Origin of the sequence: Halostella limicola (assembly GCF_003675875.1) — an archaeon.
Classification (GTDB): domain Archaea; phylum Halobacteriota; class Halobacteria; order Halobacteriales; family Natronoarchaeaceae; genus Halostella; species Halostella limicola.
In genome coordinates this window covers 390197-403493 of sequence record NZ_RCDI01000003.1, presented here as the reverse complement: position 1 = coordinate 403493, position 13297 = coordinate 390197, and the positions used below count along the sequence as shown (strand labels likewise).

The window sequence follows — 13297 nt, the reverse complement described above, 5'->3', positions numbered from 1 at the left end:
TCGCCGACCCGTTCGCAGTGATGAACACGATCGGACTGGTCGCGTTCGCCCTCGTCGGGTCGACCAAGGCGATACGCGAGGAGTTCGACCTGTTCGGGATCGCCGTCGTCGGCCTCGTCACGGCGTTCGCCGGCGGGGCCACGCGGGACGTCCTCGTGAACCGCGTGCCGCTCGCGCTCAGGTCGATGGGCGAGATCAGCCTCGGGATGCTAGGCGTGGGGCTGGCCGTCGGGGCGAGCGTCGCGCTCGACTCGCCGGACGACCACCCACTCACGCTGGTCGCCGACGCCGTCGGGCTCGCCGCGTTCGCCACGGCCGGAGCGATCGTCGCGACCGACGCCGGCGTCTCGGCGTTCGGCGTCGTCGCGATCGCGACGATCAACGCGGTCGGGGGCGGCGCGTGCGCCGACGTCCTCCTCGACCGCTCGCCGTTCGTGCTGTTCGAGGACTTCTACGCGAGCCCCGCGGTGCTCGGCGGGACCGCGTACTGGGGAGTGACGGCCGTCGCCGGCGCGGAGGGCGTCGCCGCTGCCGCCTGCGCCGCCGTGACGGTCGGGACGCGGATGGCCGCCGTCGCCCGCGGGTGGACGCTGCCGACGGCGCGGGCGTTCGAACCGACGGGCGAGGAGCTCGGCGACGACGGGTAGCGCGGGCGGAGATAGCGGGCGGAACGGTCAGCGCTGTTCGGATTGCACGGACCGCCGCGGCGTCGCCGACGACTCCGAGTCCGACTCGCGGTAAAAGGAGAGGAGCTCTTCGAGCAGCACCGCGTCCCTGTCGACGGGGTCGTAGTGGTGGTCGATGAAGTCCTCCGCATCGCGGACGTTCCCGCGCAGCGCCTGCTTCCGGACGAACAGGAGGGATTCGAGGAAGGAGATGCTCTCCTCGTCCCGGCCGACGGAGTCCTCGATGAGCTCCGCCTTCAGGTCGTCGAAGTCGAGGGTCCGCGGCTCGTAATCGTCCAGCCGCTGGGCGAGGACGTACTCCGAGCAGAAGCGGTAGAACTCCGATTTGCTCTCCACGACGCCCTCGTCGACGAGTGCTTCGATTTCCTCGACGACCGCCTCAGGAAATCGAACGGTGCTCTTAACCATGCAACACTATTCAAAGCACCGTCAAATAAACCTTGTCACGACGTATCTAGGGCGCCGACGAGCCCGCGGCGCGGGCGAACGTAGAGAAGCGACCGCCTGTGACTGTGAGAGAAACGACCGCCCGCGACGGGTCGTCTAGGCGACGACCTCGTAGCCGGCGTCGCGCACCGCGTTCGCGAGGTCGTCGTCGCTCACGTCGTCGGCGACGACCTCGACGGTGCCGCCCTCGTGGTTCGCCTCGGCGCTCCGGACGCCGTCGAGGGCCTCCAGCGCGTCCTCGACGTTCTGTTCGCAGCCGTTGCAGGACATCCCCGTGACGTCGATGGTGCGGCTCTCGGACATGGTCGACCCTTGGGCGCTCGGACGTTTTACCCTTTTGACGACGCCCCGACCATCCCGACCGCCGCGCCCGGCGAAAACGCTTTGGCGGCGATGGCCGTCGGGACGACGCGATGGCCGACGCGATCGACCAACTGACCGCCCGCGCGAGAGGGCCGGGCGGCGCGACGGAACGGACGGTCCGACCGAAGGCGAGTCAGGAGGGGGTCCGAGCGTGACGGTGGAGGAGGCGACGCTGTGTCACCCGGTCGTCGACGGCGAACTCCTCCTCATCCGCAAGCAACGCGGCGTCGGCGAGGGGAAGCTCGTCGGCCCCGGCGGGAAGGTCGAACCCGGGGAGACGCCAGCGGAGGCCGCCCGGCGGGAAGTCCGGGAGGAGCTCCGCGTCGACCCGACGGGGGTGGAGAAGCGCGGCGAGTTCGGCTTCCACTTCCGCGACGGCGACCCGGACGACGACTCGATGCGCGTCCACGCGTTCGCCGCCGACGGCGTCGACGGCGAGCCGGTCGCGACCGAAGAGGCGGTCCCCGAGTGGCACCCCGCGGACGACCCGCCGTACGGGGAGATGTGGGTCGACGACCGGATCTGGTTCCCGCACCTCCTCGCCGGCGAGACGTTCGTGGGCGAGTTCGTCCTGAGCGACGACGGCGAGTCGCTGCTGCGGTACGAGGTGGACCTCGGCGTCGAGTTCTGATGGGGCGTACCGCTATGGCGGTAGCCGCCGTACGTCCCGCATGGCGCGTCCAACCTTCGCCGAGTACTGGAACGAGATCGAACCGTCGGTGCTGATCGTGGTCGGCTTCGTCCTGTTTATCGTCCCCGAGCCGCTCTCGTCCGCGCTCGGCGCCGGGCTGTTGCTGTGGGGGCTGAGCTGGTGGTTCTACGAGTGGCGACGGTAGTCGGCCCGCGGCGAAACCGTCATGCCTCCGGCGGTCGGTTCCCGCTATATGTCCTGGTACCTGCTGATCGTCGCCGGACTGTTCGAGATAGCGTGGGCCGTCGGGCTGGAGTACTCCGACGGACTGTCGAACCCCCTCCCGACCGCGGGGACCGTCGCGGCCCTCGCCATCAGCATGGTGTTGCTGGCGAAGGCAGTCGAAACCCTGCCCGTGGGGACCGCGTACGCCGTCTGGACGGGCATCGGCGCGGTCGGCACCGCCGCGCTCGGCATCGTCCTCTTCGACGAGCCCGCCGACCTCGCCCGACTGGCGTTCGTGGGCGTCATCGTGGTCGGCATCGTCGGCCTGCATTCGGTCTCCGGGACGCACTGATCCGCGACGACGGTCCGCGCGGCTCAGAACTCCGCCTCGCGGATCACGTCCACTGCAGTGAGGACGAACCAGCCCATCCACACGGCGAACGCCACGAGGAACGCGCCGTAGGTCGCCGTCCGGGAGGCGAGCAGGGCGGCGCAGCCGAAGGCAGCGGCGACCAGCAGCGCCGCGACGGCGTGGCGCCGCCAGTTGCCGAGGGCGCTCGCGATCGCGGTCCGCGCCGGTCTGTCCGTCACGGGCCCCGTTTGGAGCGGCGACGGCATATAGCTGGTCGCCGTTCAAACGATCGAGGCGTTTCCGCTGCGATTCACCAATAGTTTATTTCCCGATCGTTCGGAACGAACTGACATGACCGGCGTCACCGCGGTTCTGTTCGGCCTCGACGGGACGCTGTGCGAACAGCGCCGCCCGTCGAGGGAGGTCCTCGCGACCGCCTTCGACAGGGTCGGGGTCGACCCGTTCTTCACCGTCGAGGAGTACCGGCGGGAGGCCCGGGAGATCGGCGGGACGGGCAGCGTCGTCGACCGGCGGACGACCTGCTTCGAGCGGCTGGCCCGCCGGAAGGGACGGAGCCCGGATCTCGGGCGGCTCGTCGCGGACGCCTACGAGGTGACGCGGGACTACACCGACGTGCGCCTCCTGCCCGGCGCGGGGAAGGCGCTCGACGCGCTCGCCGACCGGTACGACCTCGGGCTGGTGACCAACGGGGGGCCGGACACGCAGTCGCCGAAGATAGACGCCTTGCGGCTCCGATCGGTGTTCGACGCGACGGTGCTGGCGGGGTACGAGACCGCGCCGAAGCCCGACCCCGAACCGTTCGAAGTGGCGATGGCGGCCCTGGACGCGTCGCCGGCCGAGACGGTCCACGTGGGGACATCGCCCCGCGCGGACGTCGCCGGCGCGGCGGCCAGCGGCGTCGAATCGGCGTGGATCGCGTCCGAGACCGACGGGAGCACGCCGAGCGGCGAGGAGCCGGACTACGTACGGCGATCGATCCGGGACCTGCTCCCGCCGCCGTGGCGACGGGAGTCCGCGCAGTCGACCGACCGGCAGGAGTGAGAGGACCCGCAGCGGGTCAGAGCGAGCGGGAGCCGCGTCGCCCCCGCCGGGTTCGCGCCGGCTACGTCGGGTCGGCGGTCGAGTCGGCCGCCGCGATCCCGGCCGAGGGCTCGGGCGGCGCGAGCGGGCTCGACGGCAGGTCCGCCGGGACCTCCGGGTCGTTGTAGCCGCCGGGCGCCACGTCGTTGGGCGAGTCGGGGTAGAACAGCGACGCGATCGCCTGTATCTGCCGGCGACCGACGCCGAGTTCGAACTGTCCGCCGCCGTACAGGCGGACGCCCCGCTCGCTCGCGTAGTCGAGGGTGTCGAACAGCAACTCGACCGACCCGAACCGCGACGGCTTGACGTTGAGCCAGTTCGGCTCGAACGGGAGCGACTCGACGCTGTCGACGCCGGTGATCGGGTAGTCCCAGGAGACGCGGTCGGCGACGTCGTCGACGACCGGCCGCGTCTCGTCGGTTATCGCGGGGTCCTCGATCACGGCCTCCGGGAACGCGTCGGCGACGAGGCGGTACAGCTCCGGGTCGGGCGACTGGTCGACGTCGGTCCCCTCGTACTTGCCCTTCAGGTCGAGCACTCGAACCGTCGCGACTTCGGCCAGTTCGTCGACCAGAGCGGCGTCCCAGTCGGATGTCGGGTCGAGCTTGAACGCCAGGTCCGGGACGACGTCGAGCAGGTCGCGCACGCGGTCCGCGGACGGCGGGTCGCCGAGGCGCGTCGACGCGACGAACTCGACGGGGTCGTACGACCGGTCGAGGGCGCTCCCGAGCGACTCGCCGGCCTGCTTCAGCGCCAGGTCGAGCGCCGCGCTCTCGACGGCCCACCGGCGGTAGTGCCGGGCCGCGGCCATCTCAGGGTCGCGGGCCGGGAACAGGTCGGCCGCGCCGACGGCGGTGGAGAACGAGTCGACCGTGTACTCGCCCGTCACGTCGAGGTCGGCGGCGTCGAACGCGTCGTGGTCCTCGGCGTCGTACGTCACGTCCTCGCCTCGGCCGGTCTCGCCCTCGCCCGAGAGGGCGACCTCGGTCGTCACGCGCGTGAACCCGCTCGACGTGTCCCGCTCGCGGCGGGTCAGCGCGACGTCGTCGATCCGAACCGGCAGGTCGGCGACGCTGTCGTAGGTTGTCACGACAGCGGATCCGCGGCGGACGGGCAAAACCGTACCGGCTATCGCCGCCGGGCGCCGAACTTCCGGCGCAGGTACCGGCAGAAGCGGAGCGCGGCGATCGCTCCGCCGGCGACGCCGACGAGCGGCGTCGCTGGAAGCGATACCTCCGCGACTGCGGCGAGGTCGACGGACACGATGGGGAAGCCGGCGAGCAGTATCGCCGTTCCCGCGGCGACGATACAGGCGAAACTAACGTGCGAGAACAGCTTTATTTTCGCCCTGGCTTCCATAGTTGTCCAGTTAGACAACTGATACTAAATAGGTTTCGGGGCGAAGCAAACGAACCGCCGGTGTCGACAGGGATTTAATCGTCTCGTACAACTATCGGTTATATGACAGCGATTCGCACCGAGCGGCTTCGGAAGTCCTACGGCGACCTCGAAGCTCTCTCGGGACTTTCCCTCTCGGTCGACGAGGGCGAACTGTTCGGCCTGCTCGGACCGAACGGCGCGGGCAAGTCCACGACGATCGGCATCCTCACGGGCCAGCTCCGGCCGGACGCCGGCGAGGTGTCCGTCCTCGGAAGCGACCCGGCGGTCGACCCGATCGAGACGCGACGCCGGGTCGGCATCCTGCCCGAGCGGGAGTCGCCGCCGAGCTTTCTGACGCCGCGGGAGTACTTCGAGTTCGTGGGGACCGTCCGCGGCCTCGATGACGAGACCCGCGAGGAGCGCGTCGCCGAGTGGGCCGACCGCCTCTCGTTCGCGGAGAAGCTCGACACGCTCTCGACGGACCTCTCGCGGGGGCAACAGCAGAAGGTGATGATCGCCGGCGCGTTCCTCCACGAGCCGGACCTCGTGTTCATCGACGAGCCGCTGGCGAACCTCGACCCCATCGTCCAGGAGCGCACCAAGCGCTACTTCGAGTCGTACGCGGCCGACGGGAACACGCTCTTCTTCTCGACGCACCACGTCGAGGTGGCCGAGGAGATCTGCACCCGCGTCGGCATCGTCAGCGGCGGCGAGCTGATCGCCGAGCGCGACCCGCGGGCGCTAGACGGCGAGGACTCCCTGCTCGACGCCTTCCTCGCGAACGTCGACGTGCCCGAGTCGACCGTGGACGAGGCGCTGGCCCCGGCGGGACGATGAGCCTGAACTGGACGCTGTTTCGCGGCATGCTCGCCGAGGAGTGGCGGCTCCACGCCGACCTGTTCGGCGGGCGGCGCTTCGCCGCGTTCCCGCTCGTCGTGGCGGCGCTCGGCGCGGCGACGACGTGGTTCCTCTCGCTGTCGGGCGTGACGGTCGCCACGGTCGTCGCGGGCGTCCACGCGCTTGCCTTCGCGTTCGGTCTGCACACGGGGTCGATCGGCTTCGTCGGACGCGACGCGCTGGAGAACCTGCTCGGCGACGTGACCCTGCTGGTGTTCTCGGCGCGGACGCTCCCCGTCTCGCGCCGCCGACTGCTCGGGGTCTTCCTCGTGAAGGACGTGGTCTACTACGCCGTGATCTTCCTCCTCCCGTTGACCGCGGCCGTCGCGCCGCTGGCGTACGCCCGCGACCCGGCGCTGCTCGGTCGCCTGCCGCTGCTGTGGGCGACGACGAGCGCCACCTTCCTGCTCGGGATCGCCGTCACGTTCGCACTCATCGGCCTCTCGACGCGTGGGCTCCCCGGCCGTGGCGTCGGCCTCGGCGCCGCCGCGGCGGTCGGCCTCGCGTGGGCGACGGGCGTCGATATCACGAGCGTCACGCCGTACGCGCTGTACGTCGACCCCTCGCCCGTCGCCGCCGCCGTCGCGGTCGTCCCCGCGGTCGCGCTCGCCGCGGTCGGCCTGCTGGCGTACGACCCGTCGACCAGGAGCGGCGCGCGCACCGCCGACGCGACGTTCGGCCGCTGGCGTCGCCGCCTGGGCGACGAGAACGGGCTGCTGACGAAGAGCCTGCTCGACGTGGCTCGCAGCAGCGGCGGCCTCTGGAAGGTGCTGTTCTCGGGGGGCGTCCTCTTCGCCGTCAGCGCCGCGCTCATCGGCCTCACTGAGACGATCACCGGGGTCGAACCGTCGACCGGGCTCTCGTTCGGGGCCATCCTCGGACTGACGGCCTTCACGACGTACAACTGGCTGACCCAGTTCGACGACCCCGACGAGTACCTCATCTACCCCGTCGACGTCGCCGACGCCTTCGCCGCGAAGTTCCGGGCCTTCCTCGTCCTCGCGGTTCCGAACGGGCTGGCGTACTTCGCGCTCGCCGTCGTCTGGTTCGGCGCCGAGACGGCCCACGTCGCGGTCGGCGCGGTCCTGCTGCTCGGCATCGAACTGTACCTGTTCGGCCTGACGGTGCTGCTCGCCGGGTTCTCGCCGAACGAGTTCCTCTTCGACAGCGTGCTGTTCGCCGGGTTCGGCCTCGCCGTGGCGGTCGCGCTCGTCCCGATCCTGATCGTCGCGCTCGTCGTGACGCCGGTGTCGGCGGCGCTACTCGGCGGCCTGGTCGCCGCGGGACTGGCGCTCGGCGGCGTCGGCCTCGGGCTCTACCGGCGCGCCGTCCCCCGCTGGGACCGGAAGCTGCTGGAGGGCTAAACGCTCAGTCCGGACCCCAGCTTACCGTCCTCGATGTTGGCGACGACCAGCGGTTCGTTGCCGTCCGAGAGCATCTCCCTGACGTTCTCCGCGTCGTCGCGCTCCTCGGCGGAGTTGAGCATCGCCTGCCGGTGGGCCGCTCGCGCGGCCGCCACGACGTCCTCGTCGTGCGATAGCTCGTCCCGGAACGTCGACCAGATGTGCTCGCTGCCGTAGAAGTAGTAGGCGTCGTCGTCCTGCCACCCGAAGTTGTGCTGCGTGGAGTATTCGTACTCGCCGCCCTCGCGCTCCATCGACGCCTGGATGTCGTCGAGACACGACTCCAGCGCGTCCAGGTCTACTGCGTGCTCGTCGGCGACGTCCGTGACGGTTGCGTCCGGGAGCGGGTGAGTCATACGCGACCCTACGACCGCATCCGGCGTAAGTCCCCTCTGTCGGTTACCCGACCCGTCGCCGAGCGAGCACCGCGAGCGAGAGCGCTAGCGCGACGAGCGCGCCGACCGGGCCGACGCCGGGTTGCCCGTCGCTCTCGGTGTCGGCGGCCGCGTCGCCGGTGGGGTCGCCGTCCCGTCCGTCCGTCCCCGTCGTCGCGTCCGTCGTCCGGTCGGGCGTCTCCGTCCCGTCCTGCGTCGCGTCGCCGACGGTGACGACCCCCGCGGTCGCGCTGCCGACGCGCAGTTCGTGGACGCCGGGGTCGAGCGCCGGCGCGAACGACACCGTCCGCGTCTCGCCGACCACGAGCGCGACCATCCGCTCGGCGACGACGGTGCCGTTCGCGGTGAGCGCGACCGTCCCGTTCCCGCCGGCCGACCCGACGTTGGTCACGGTCGCCTCGACGGGGACCGGTTCGCCGGCGGTGCGCGCCGCGCCGAGGGTCGCGTCCGAGACGGCGAACTCGGGGTGCGCGACGCCGACGACGAACGCCGAGAACCCCGGCGTCGTCGCGGCGTACCCGGACCCGTTCCGCGCCGTCGGGAGGTCGCGCCACTCGCCGTCGCGGTAGCGGTACAGCGTCACGTCGTCCGGGTCCGCGCCGTCCGGGAGCGCGGACGGGTCGACGTCGAACCGGATCGTCGCCCGGGCGATGGCCTCGTTCTCGATGCCGTCGCGCTCGACGGCGAGGTAGCCGAGCGCGGTCGACCGGTCGTACGCCGGCGCGCCCTCGGGCGGATCGGCGGACGCACCGACGGCGAGGCCGAACTCGTCGATACCGTCGGCCAGCGTGAGGTCGATGCCGGCCGCGCTCACGCCGCCGGTCCGGACGGTCGCCGGGAGGTCCGCCGAGGCGGTGTCGCCCCGCTGGCCGCGAACGACGGTGACCGTCGCTCCGTCGGGCGTGGCGTCAACGACTGCGTCGACGCCGAGCGCCGGATCGAGGTCGGAAGGGGGGCCTCCGCCGCCCCCGCCGCCTCCGCCCCCGTCGCCGCTTTCCGGCTTCGCCGCGACCGTGACCGGCACCGTCGTGGCGTTCGAGACGCCGTACTCGTCGGTGATCGTCAGGGTCGCCTCGTACCCGCCGGCCGCGTCGTAAGCGTGGGTGACGCGCTCGCCGGTCGCCGTCGCGCCGTCGCCGAACGCCCACTCGTAGGCGACGACTTCGCCCTGCACGACGCTGTCGGCGGCGTCGAACGTCACCGCCTCGCCGGCCGTAACCGTCGCGTCGGAGACGGCGGCGCGCGCGACGGGCGAGGGCTCGTCGAGCGCCACCGAGAGGTTCCACGGCCCGTCGACCGCGACGGTCCGCTCGACCGTCCGGCGCACCAGCGTCGTGTTCGCCGGTGGTGTCACGGCGACCGTCACGTCGCCGGCGAGTTCGATGCCGTCGGGCGGAAGGCGGCCGTCGGCGGTCGTCCGGAACTCGCCGACGGGGACCGTCGTCCCGTTCGCGGTCACGTCGACCGCGACGGACGCGTTCGCCACCGGCGCGCCGGACTCGTTCTCGACGCGGAGCGTCAGCGGGTGGCCCTCGGGGAGTGCGGTCTCCCCCAGATCGCGGTAAGTGTCTGCGGATACTGTTCCGACCGGATACGCGTCCGCCACGCCATCCTCGGGGTAGAATTTCCCCGCGGCCGCATCGTACTGGCGGTGGCCGACGGCGACTGTCTCGTTCCGCAGGACCTCGACGGCGAAGGTGCCGTTCTCGTCCGTCCGCGTGACGTTCGTCCGGCCCGCGGAGTCAGTCGCCGTCACGACGTCCGCGGCCGCAGCGGTCCCGTTCGGCCCGACGACCGCGCCAGAGAGCGTCGCCGTCGGTGAGTACGTCGACCGGAAGGCGTCGTAGACGGTCGACTGCGCGAGGTTGCCCGCCGCGTCGACCAGCGCCACGTCGAGGTGGAGGGTCGAGTCGTCGACGCGGGACCCGTTCAGCGCGACGGCGTACTCGCCGTCTGCGACGCGGGTGACGGTCGCCTCGTGCCACCCTGCCGTGGTGTTCGTGACGTTCTCGCCGCCGGGCGGGGCGTCGACGGACCCGTTCGCGTACCGGACGAGCACGGTCCCGTTCCGGAGGTCGCCGTCGTCGGTCGCGGTGAGCGAGAGCGTCACGGGGTCCCTGTACAGCGCGTTGCCCGAGGCGTTCTCGCCGGGTTCGATCCCGCGGAGTTCGGGCGGCGCGACGTCCGCGCCGGGGCGGTACGTCGCCGCGTAGCGGGTGACCGTTCGCGTCGAGAGATCGTCCGACCCCTCGCCGGTGAGCACCGCCTCGTAGGTCGCGTTCTCGACGACCGGGGCGTCGCTGGCGTAGTCGACGCGGCCGTCGCCAGTCGTTCCGTTGGCCAGAAGCGACCCGTTCCGGTACACCGCGTAATGGCCGTCCGCTCCGGATCGGTGACGGAATCTGGTCGGCGACTGGTCGGCCTGGAGGCGCGCGCCGACGCTGAGGTTGTCCTCGGTCGCGCTCGCGCCGAGGTGCCAGTCGGTCCGCTCGACCGTGAACGGGTGCGCGCGCACGTCGACCGCGCGGCGCTCGCCCGGCCCGAGCGACAGCATCGGCGAGACGAGCCGCCAGCTATCGTCCGCCGCGACGGCGGTGAGGCCGTACGCGGTCCGGTACTCGGTCGTCGCGGGCGTGACGTACACGGTCTGGCTCGTTCGGTCGCGCAGGTCCCAGCGGGCCGTCGTGAGCCCCCTCGTGGCGAACGCGTCGTGGGTGACCGTCCGGACGAGGTCGTACGCCTCGTCGCCGGTCCGGCCGTAGGTGACGTTCTGGACGGCGAGGTCCGACTCGTCCGGCACGAACGTGCGCGGGCCGTCGACGCCCACGGTCGGGAAGACGAGGTGGTACGCGGACGGCGCGTCGAGGTGGTGGGCGGGCGAGGACTCGTCGTACGCGTCCTCGGGCGCGAGCAGGTACGAGACGCTGGCGTTCGCCCCGCTCGCGCCGAACCGGACCGCGGTCGCGTCGCCGAACGTCCGGAACGACTCGTAGGTGATCGCGCGGCCGTCCGCGGTGGTCCGCTGGAGCTCGCCGGCGGTCCGCAGCGCGGTCAGGTTCGCCCTGTTCGCGAGGCCGCTCGCGTTCAGGTCGTGGGCGACCGCGTCGCCCTCGTCGAACGAAACGGTCGCGTCGCCGGTCACGTCCACCGTCTCCTCCATGAGGACCGTCTCCCCGGTCGACTCGTCGACGCCGCCGGTGACGACGGTGTAGGTGTCCTCGAAGACGAGGAACTCCTCGCGCCCGCCGGAGAGGGCGGCGACTTCCGTCGTCGATCCCTTACCGTGGCGGTAGAGGACGACCTCGTCGCCGCCGACGCTGGTCGACCCGGCGGGGTCCTTCGTGACGGTCAGGCGGTGCCCGATGGCGTAGCCGAAGCTCGCGCGGTACTCGCCGCCGTCGGCCAGCAGGCGGCCGGAGTAGACGCCCGCCGACGTGGTGCCGTTCACTCTGAGCGCCACGCACGCGGTCTCGTTCGGCGCGAGCGAGAGCGTCGTGCGGTTCAGCCGCAGGTCGCCGACGCCGTCCCCCTCGATCTCCGTCGCCGACGCGGAGAGGTTCAGCGTCTCGTTCGCCGCGCCGTCGTTCGTCACCTCGACCACGCGCGTCTCGTTCGTCGTCGGGCGCAAGACGCCGTAGTCGACCGTCGTCGGCGAGAGGGTGACGTTCGCGGTCAGCGCGGCGGTCGCGTTGGCGCGGCCCGACCCGGCCTGAAACGCGTCGTAGTCGCCGGCGAGGCGGTCGGTGCGGGAGACGAGCGCGCTCCGCACATCGGTCGGCGTCATGCCCGGGTCGCGGTCGAGCAGGAGCGCGGCCATCCCGCTGACCGCGGGCGTCGCCATGCTCGTCCCGCTGTAGCCGACGTACCCGTCGCTGCCGGCCTTCGCGCTGGCGACACCGACGCCGGGCGCGACGAGGTCCGGCTTGACTCCCACGCCCGGCGTCGGCCCGCGCGAGGAGAAGGAGGCGAGATCGTCCTCGTTGTCGCTCGCGCCCACTGTCAGGGCGGCGGGGACGACGCCCGGCGAGAGGACGGTGCCGTAGCCGTCGCGGCCGTCGTTGCCCGCCGCGACGACCACGGTGACGCCGTTGTCGACGGCGTACCGAACGGCGTCGTAGTACGGGTCGTTCTCGTAGACGGGGCCGCCGAGGCTCACGCTGATCACGTCGGCTCCGGTCCGGTCGACCGCGTACTCCATCGCGTCGATGACGTCCGAGCGACTGCCGTAGCCGTCGCTCCCGATGACCCGGAGGTTCAGGACGCTCGCGTTCGGCGCGACGCCGGTGTAGGTGCCGTCGCTGGCGGAGCCGTCGCCCGCGACGATACCGGCGACGTGCGTGCCGTGCCCGTGCGGGTCGTCCGTGGTCCCCTCCCCGGTGAAGTCGACCTGGTGGGTCACCGCGTCCCGCAGGTCCGGGTGGGAGTCGTCGACGCCCGTGTCGAGGACGGCGACGCTGACGTTCTCCCCGCTGACGCCGTAGCGCTCGCGGGCCGCGCCCGCGCCGGTCAGCTCCGAGACGTCGTCGAGGCTGACGCTCACGCGCGCGTCGAGCGAGACGCGCTCGACCTCGGTGCTGGTCCGCAGGCGCTCGTAGACCGCGGCGGAGCGGTCCTTGGCGACCGACGCGGAGACGGCGTTCGCCGAGTCGAGGGTGCGCTCCGCGGTCAGGCCGCGCGTCCGGTCCAGGTCGTCGCGCAGGGCGGCGGCAGGCGTCCGGTCGGCGTTACCGTCCGTGCGACCGACCTCGGCGGGACTCCCGCGGCGCTCCACGATGACGGGGAGCGCGTCGGCGCTCGCGTCCGTCAGGTTCTGTTCGAGCAGGAGGTCCACGTCGAACAGGCGCGCGTCGAACCGTTCCAGGTCGGCGTTCTCGGGGAACACGTACGTCCCGTCGGGCGTCGAGATCCGCCGCATCGGCTCCTCGGCGTCAGTGCTGTACACCGTTTCCTCCCCGCGCCGGTCGACGGTCACCGTCTGGCCCGTGATGAGCGTCACCTCGCGGACCGATCTGCTCGACGCGTCAGGGCTGGCGGTGCCGTCGCCGTCCTCGTGACCGGTCGGCCAGTCGAGGGTTCCCGCGCCGGCGGTATCGTTCGTGACCGACACGTTCGAGGTCTGGTCCGGGTTCCGAACCGACTGGTCGAACGACGCGTCGCCTGCCGAGAGCGCGACGGCGGGTACGGCCGTCGCCGAGACGAGGAGAAGGGCGACCAGAAACATCGCAGGGAGGGACGTAGCGAGGTGTTTCGGCGCTCCCGCACCGAAACCGTCCTCGGAATAATTATCAGATAACATTCTATTCCTAGATATCAGTTTTGGTAATCAGTACCGAAATTAGCTGCAAGCGACAAGTAAGTCTTGTGGTGATACCAGTTCGAACCAGTATTTGGAAATTTATGAATTCCGGATCGATACG

At 71.3% G+C, this 13297-nt stretch carries 14 protein-coding genes; 7 read left to right on the top strand and 7 right to left on the bottom strand.

Translation table 11 applies throughout. From position 1 onward, the window contains the following. The first annotated feature begins 20 nt into the window (after window positions 1–20). Window positions 21–647: a trimeric intracellular cation channel family protein gene (locus tag D8670_RS15265; RefSeq protein ID WP_121819298.1), complete on the top strand. Its 627-nt coding sequence runs from the start codon at window positions 21–23 to the stop codon at window positions 645–647. Between the two features lie 27 nt (window positions 648–674). Here D8670_RS15265 and D8670_RS15260 read toward each other — a convergent pair whose 3' ends face one another. Together D8670_RS15260 and D8670_RS15255 are read right to left on the bottom strand one after the other, a co-directional pair. Beyond that, window positions 675–1094 carry a hypothetical protein gene (locus D8670_RS15260; RefSeq protein WP_121818982.1) on the bottom strand — a complete coding sequence of 140 codons (420 nt, stop codon included), beginning with the start codon at window positions 1092–1094 and terminating at the stop codon, window positions 675–677. Between the two features lie 135 nt (window positions 1095–1229). Then, on the bottom strand, window positions 1230–1436 hold the full coding sequence (locus D8670_RS15255; RefSeq protein ID WP_121818981.1) for a heavy-metal-associated domain-containing protein: 207 nt from the start codon (window positions 1434–1436) through the stop codon (window positions 1230–1232). A gap of 211 nt (window positions 1437–1647) precedes the next feature. Here D8670_RS15255 and D8670_RS15250 point away from each other — a divergent pair, with 211 nt between their 5' ends. The 3 genes from D8670_RS15250 to D8670_RS15245 are packed head-to-tail and all read left to right on the top strand — an operon-like array spanning window position 1648 to window position 2704. Then, complete coding sequence (locus D8670_RS15250) at window positions 1648–2127, top strand: 8-oxo-dGTP diphosphatase (RefSeq protein WP_233752249.1); 480 nt, start codon at window positions 1648–1650, stop codon at window positions 2125–2127. A 40-nt stretch (window positions 2128–2167) separates the two neighbouring features. Beyond that, window positions 2168–2332 (top strand): hypothetical protein, encoded by a 165-nt coding sequence (locus D8670_RS21045; protein ID WP_162994315.1) that lies wholly within the window; start codon window positions 2168–2170, stop codon window positions 2330–2332. 48 nt (window positions 2333–2380) lie between these two features. Then, window positions 2381–2704 carry a DMT family transporter gene (locus D8670_RS15245; RefSeq protein ID WP_121818980.1) on the top strand — a complete coding sequence of 108 codons (324 nt, stop codon included), beginning with the start codon at window positions 2381–2383 and terminating at the stop codon, window positions 2702–2704. Between the two features lie 23 nt (window positions 2705–2727). On the opposite strand, the gene D8670_RS15240 is transcribed toward D8670_RS15245, so the two are convergent. Continuing rightward, on the bottom strand, window positions 2728–2943 hold the full coding sequence (locus D8670_RS15240) for a hypothetical protein (RefSeq protein ID WP_193569435.1): 216 nt from the start codon (window positions 2941–2943) through the stop codon (window positions 2728–2730). Window positions 2944–3055: 112 nt separating this feature from the next. Between D8670_RS15240 and D8670_RS15235 the strand changes: the two genes are divergently transcribed. Further along, complete coding sequence (locus D8670_RS15235) at window positions 3056–3766, top strand: HAD family hydrolase (protein WP_121818979.1); 711 nt, start codon at window positions 3056–3058, stop codon at window positions 3764–3766. 61 nt (window positions 3767–3827) lie between these two features. Here the strand turns inward: D8670_RS15235 and D8670_RS15230 are convergent, their stop codons facing one another. Both D8670_RS15230 and D8670_RS15225 read right to left on the bottom strand, forming a co-directional pair. Beyond that, the gene (locus tag D8670_RS15230; protein ID WP_121818978.1) at window positions 3828–4895 is read right to left on the bottom strand and encodes an enolase-like domain-containing protein; all 1068 of its coding nucleotides are present in this window, start codon (window positions 4893–4895) and stop codon (window positions 3828–3830) included. A gap of 38 nt (window positions 4896–4933) precedes the next feature. Then, window positions 4934–5164 (bottom strand): hypothetical protein, encoded by a 231-nt coding sequence (locus D8670_RS15225; RefSeq protein WP_121818977.1) that lies wholly within the window; start codon window positions 5162–5164, stop codon window positions 4934–4936. 102 nt (window positions 5165–5266) lie between these two features. Here D8670_RS15225 and D8670_RS15220 point away from each other — a divergent pair, with 102 nt between their 5' ends. Next, entirely contained in the window at window positions 5267–6022 is a 756-nt protein-coding gene (locus tag D8670_RS15220) for an ABC transporter ATP-binding protein (protein ID WP_121818976.1), read from the top strand. Next, window positions 6019–7446, top strand: coding sequence for a hypothetical protein (locus D8670_RS15215; protein WP_121818975.1), 1428 nt, complete (start codon window positions 6019–6021; stop codon window positions 7444–7446). The genes D8670_RS15220 and D8670_RS15215 overlap by 4 nt, the downstream gene beginning before the upstream one ends. Here D8670_RS15215 and D8670_RS15210 read toward each other — a convergent pair. Next, window positions 7443–7841 carry a DUF8048 family protein gene (locus D8670_RS15210; RefSeq protein WP_121818974.1) on the bottom strand — a complete coding sequence of 133 codons (399 nt, stop codon included), beginning with the start codon at window positions 7839–7841 and terminating at the stop codon, window positions 7443–7445. The two genes, D8670_RS15215 and D8670_RS15210, sit on opposite strands and share 4 nt — an antisense overlap. Window positions 7842–7884: 43 nt before the next feature. After that, a complete protein-coding gene (locus tag D8670_RS15205; protein ID WP_162994314.1) occupies window positions 7885–13101 on the bottom strand; it encodes a S8 family serine peptidase in 5217 nt (1738 codons plus the stop codon). Window positions 13102–13297 lie beyond the last annotated feature (196 nt).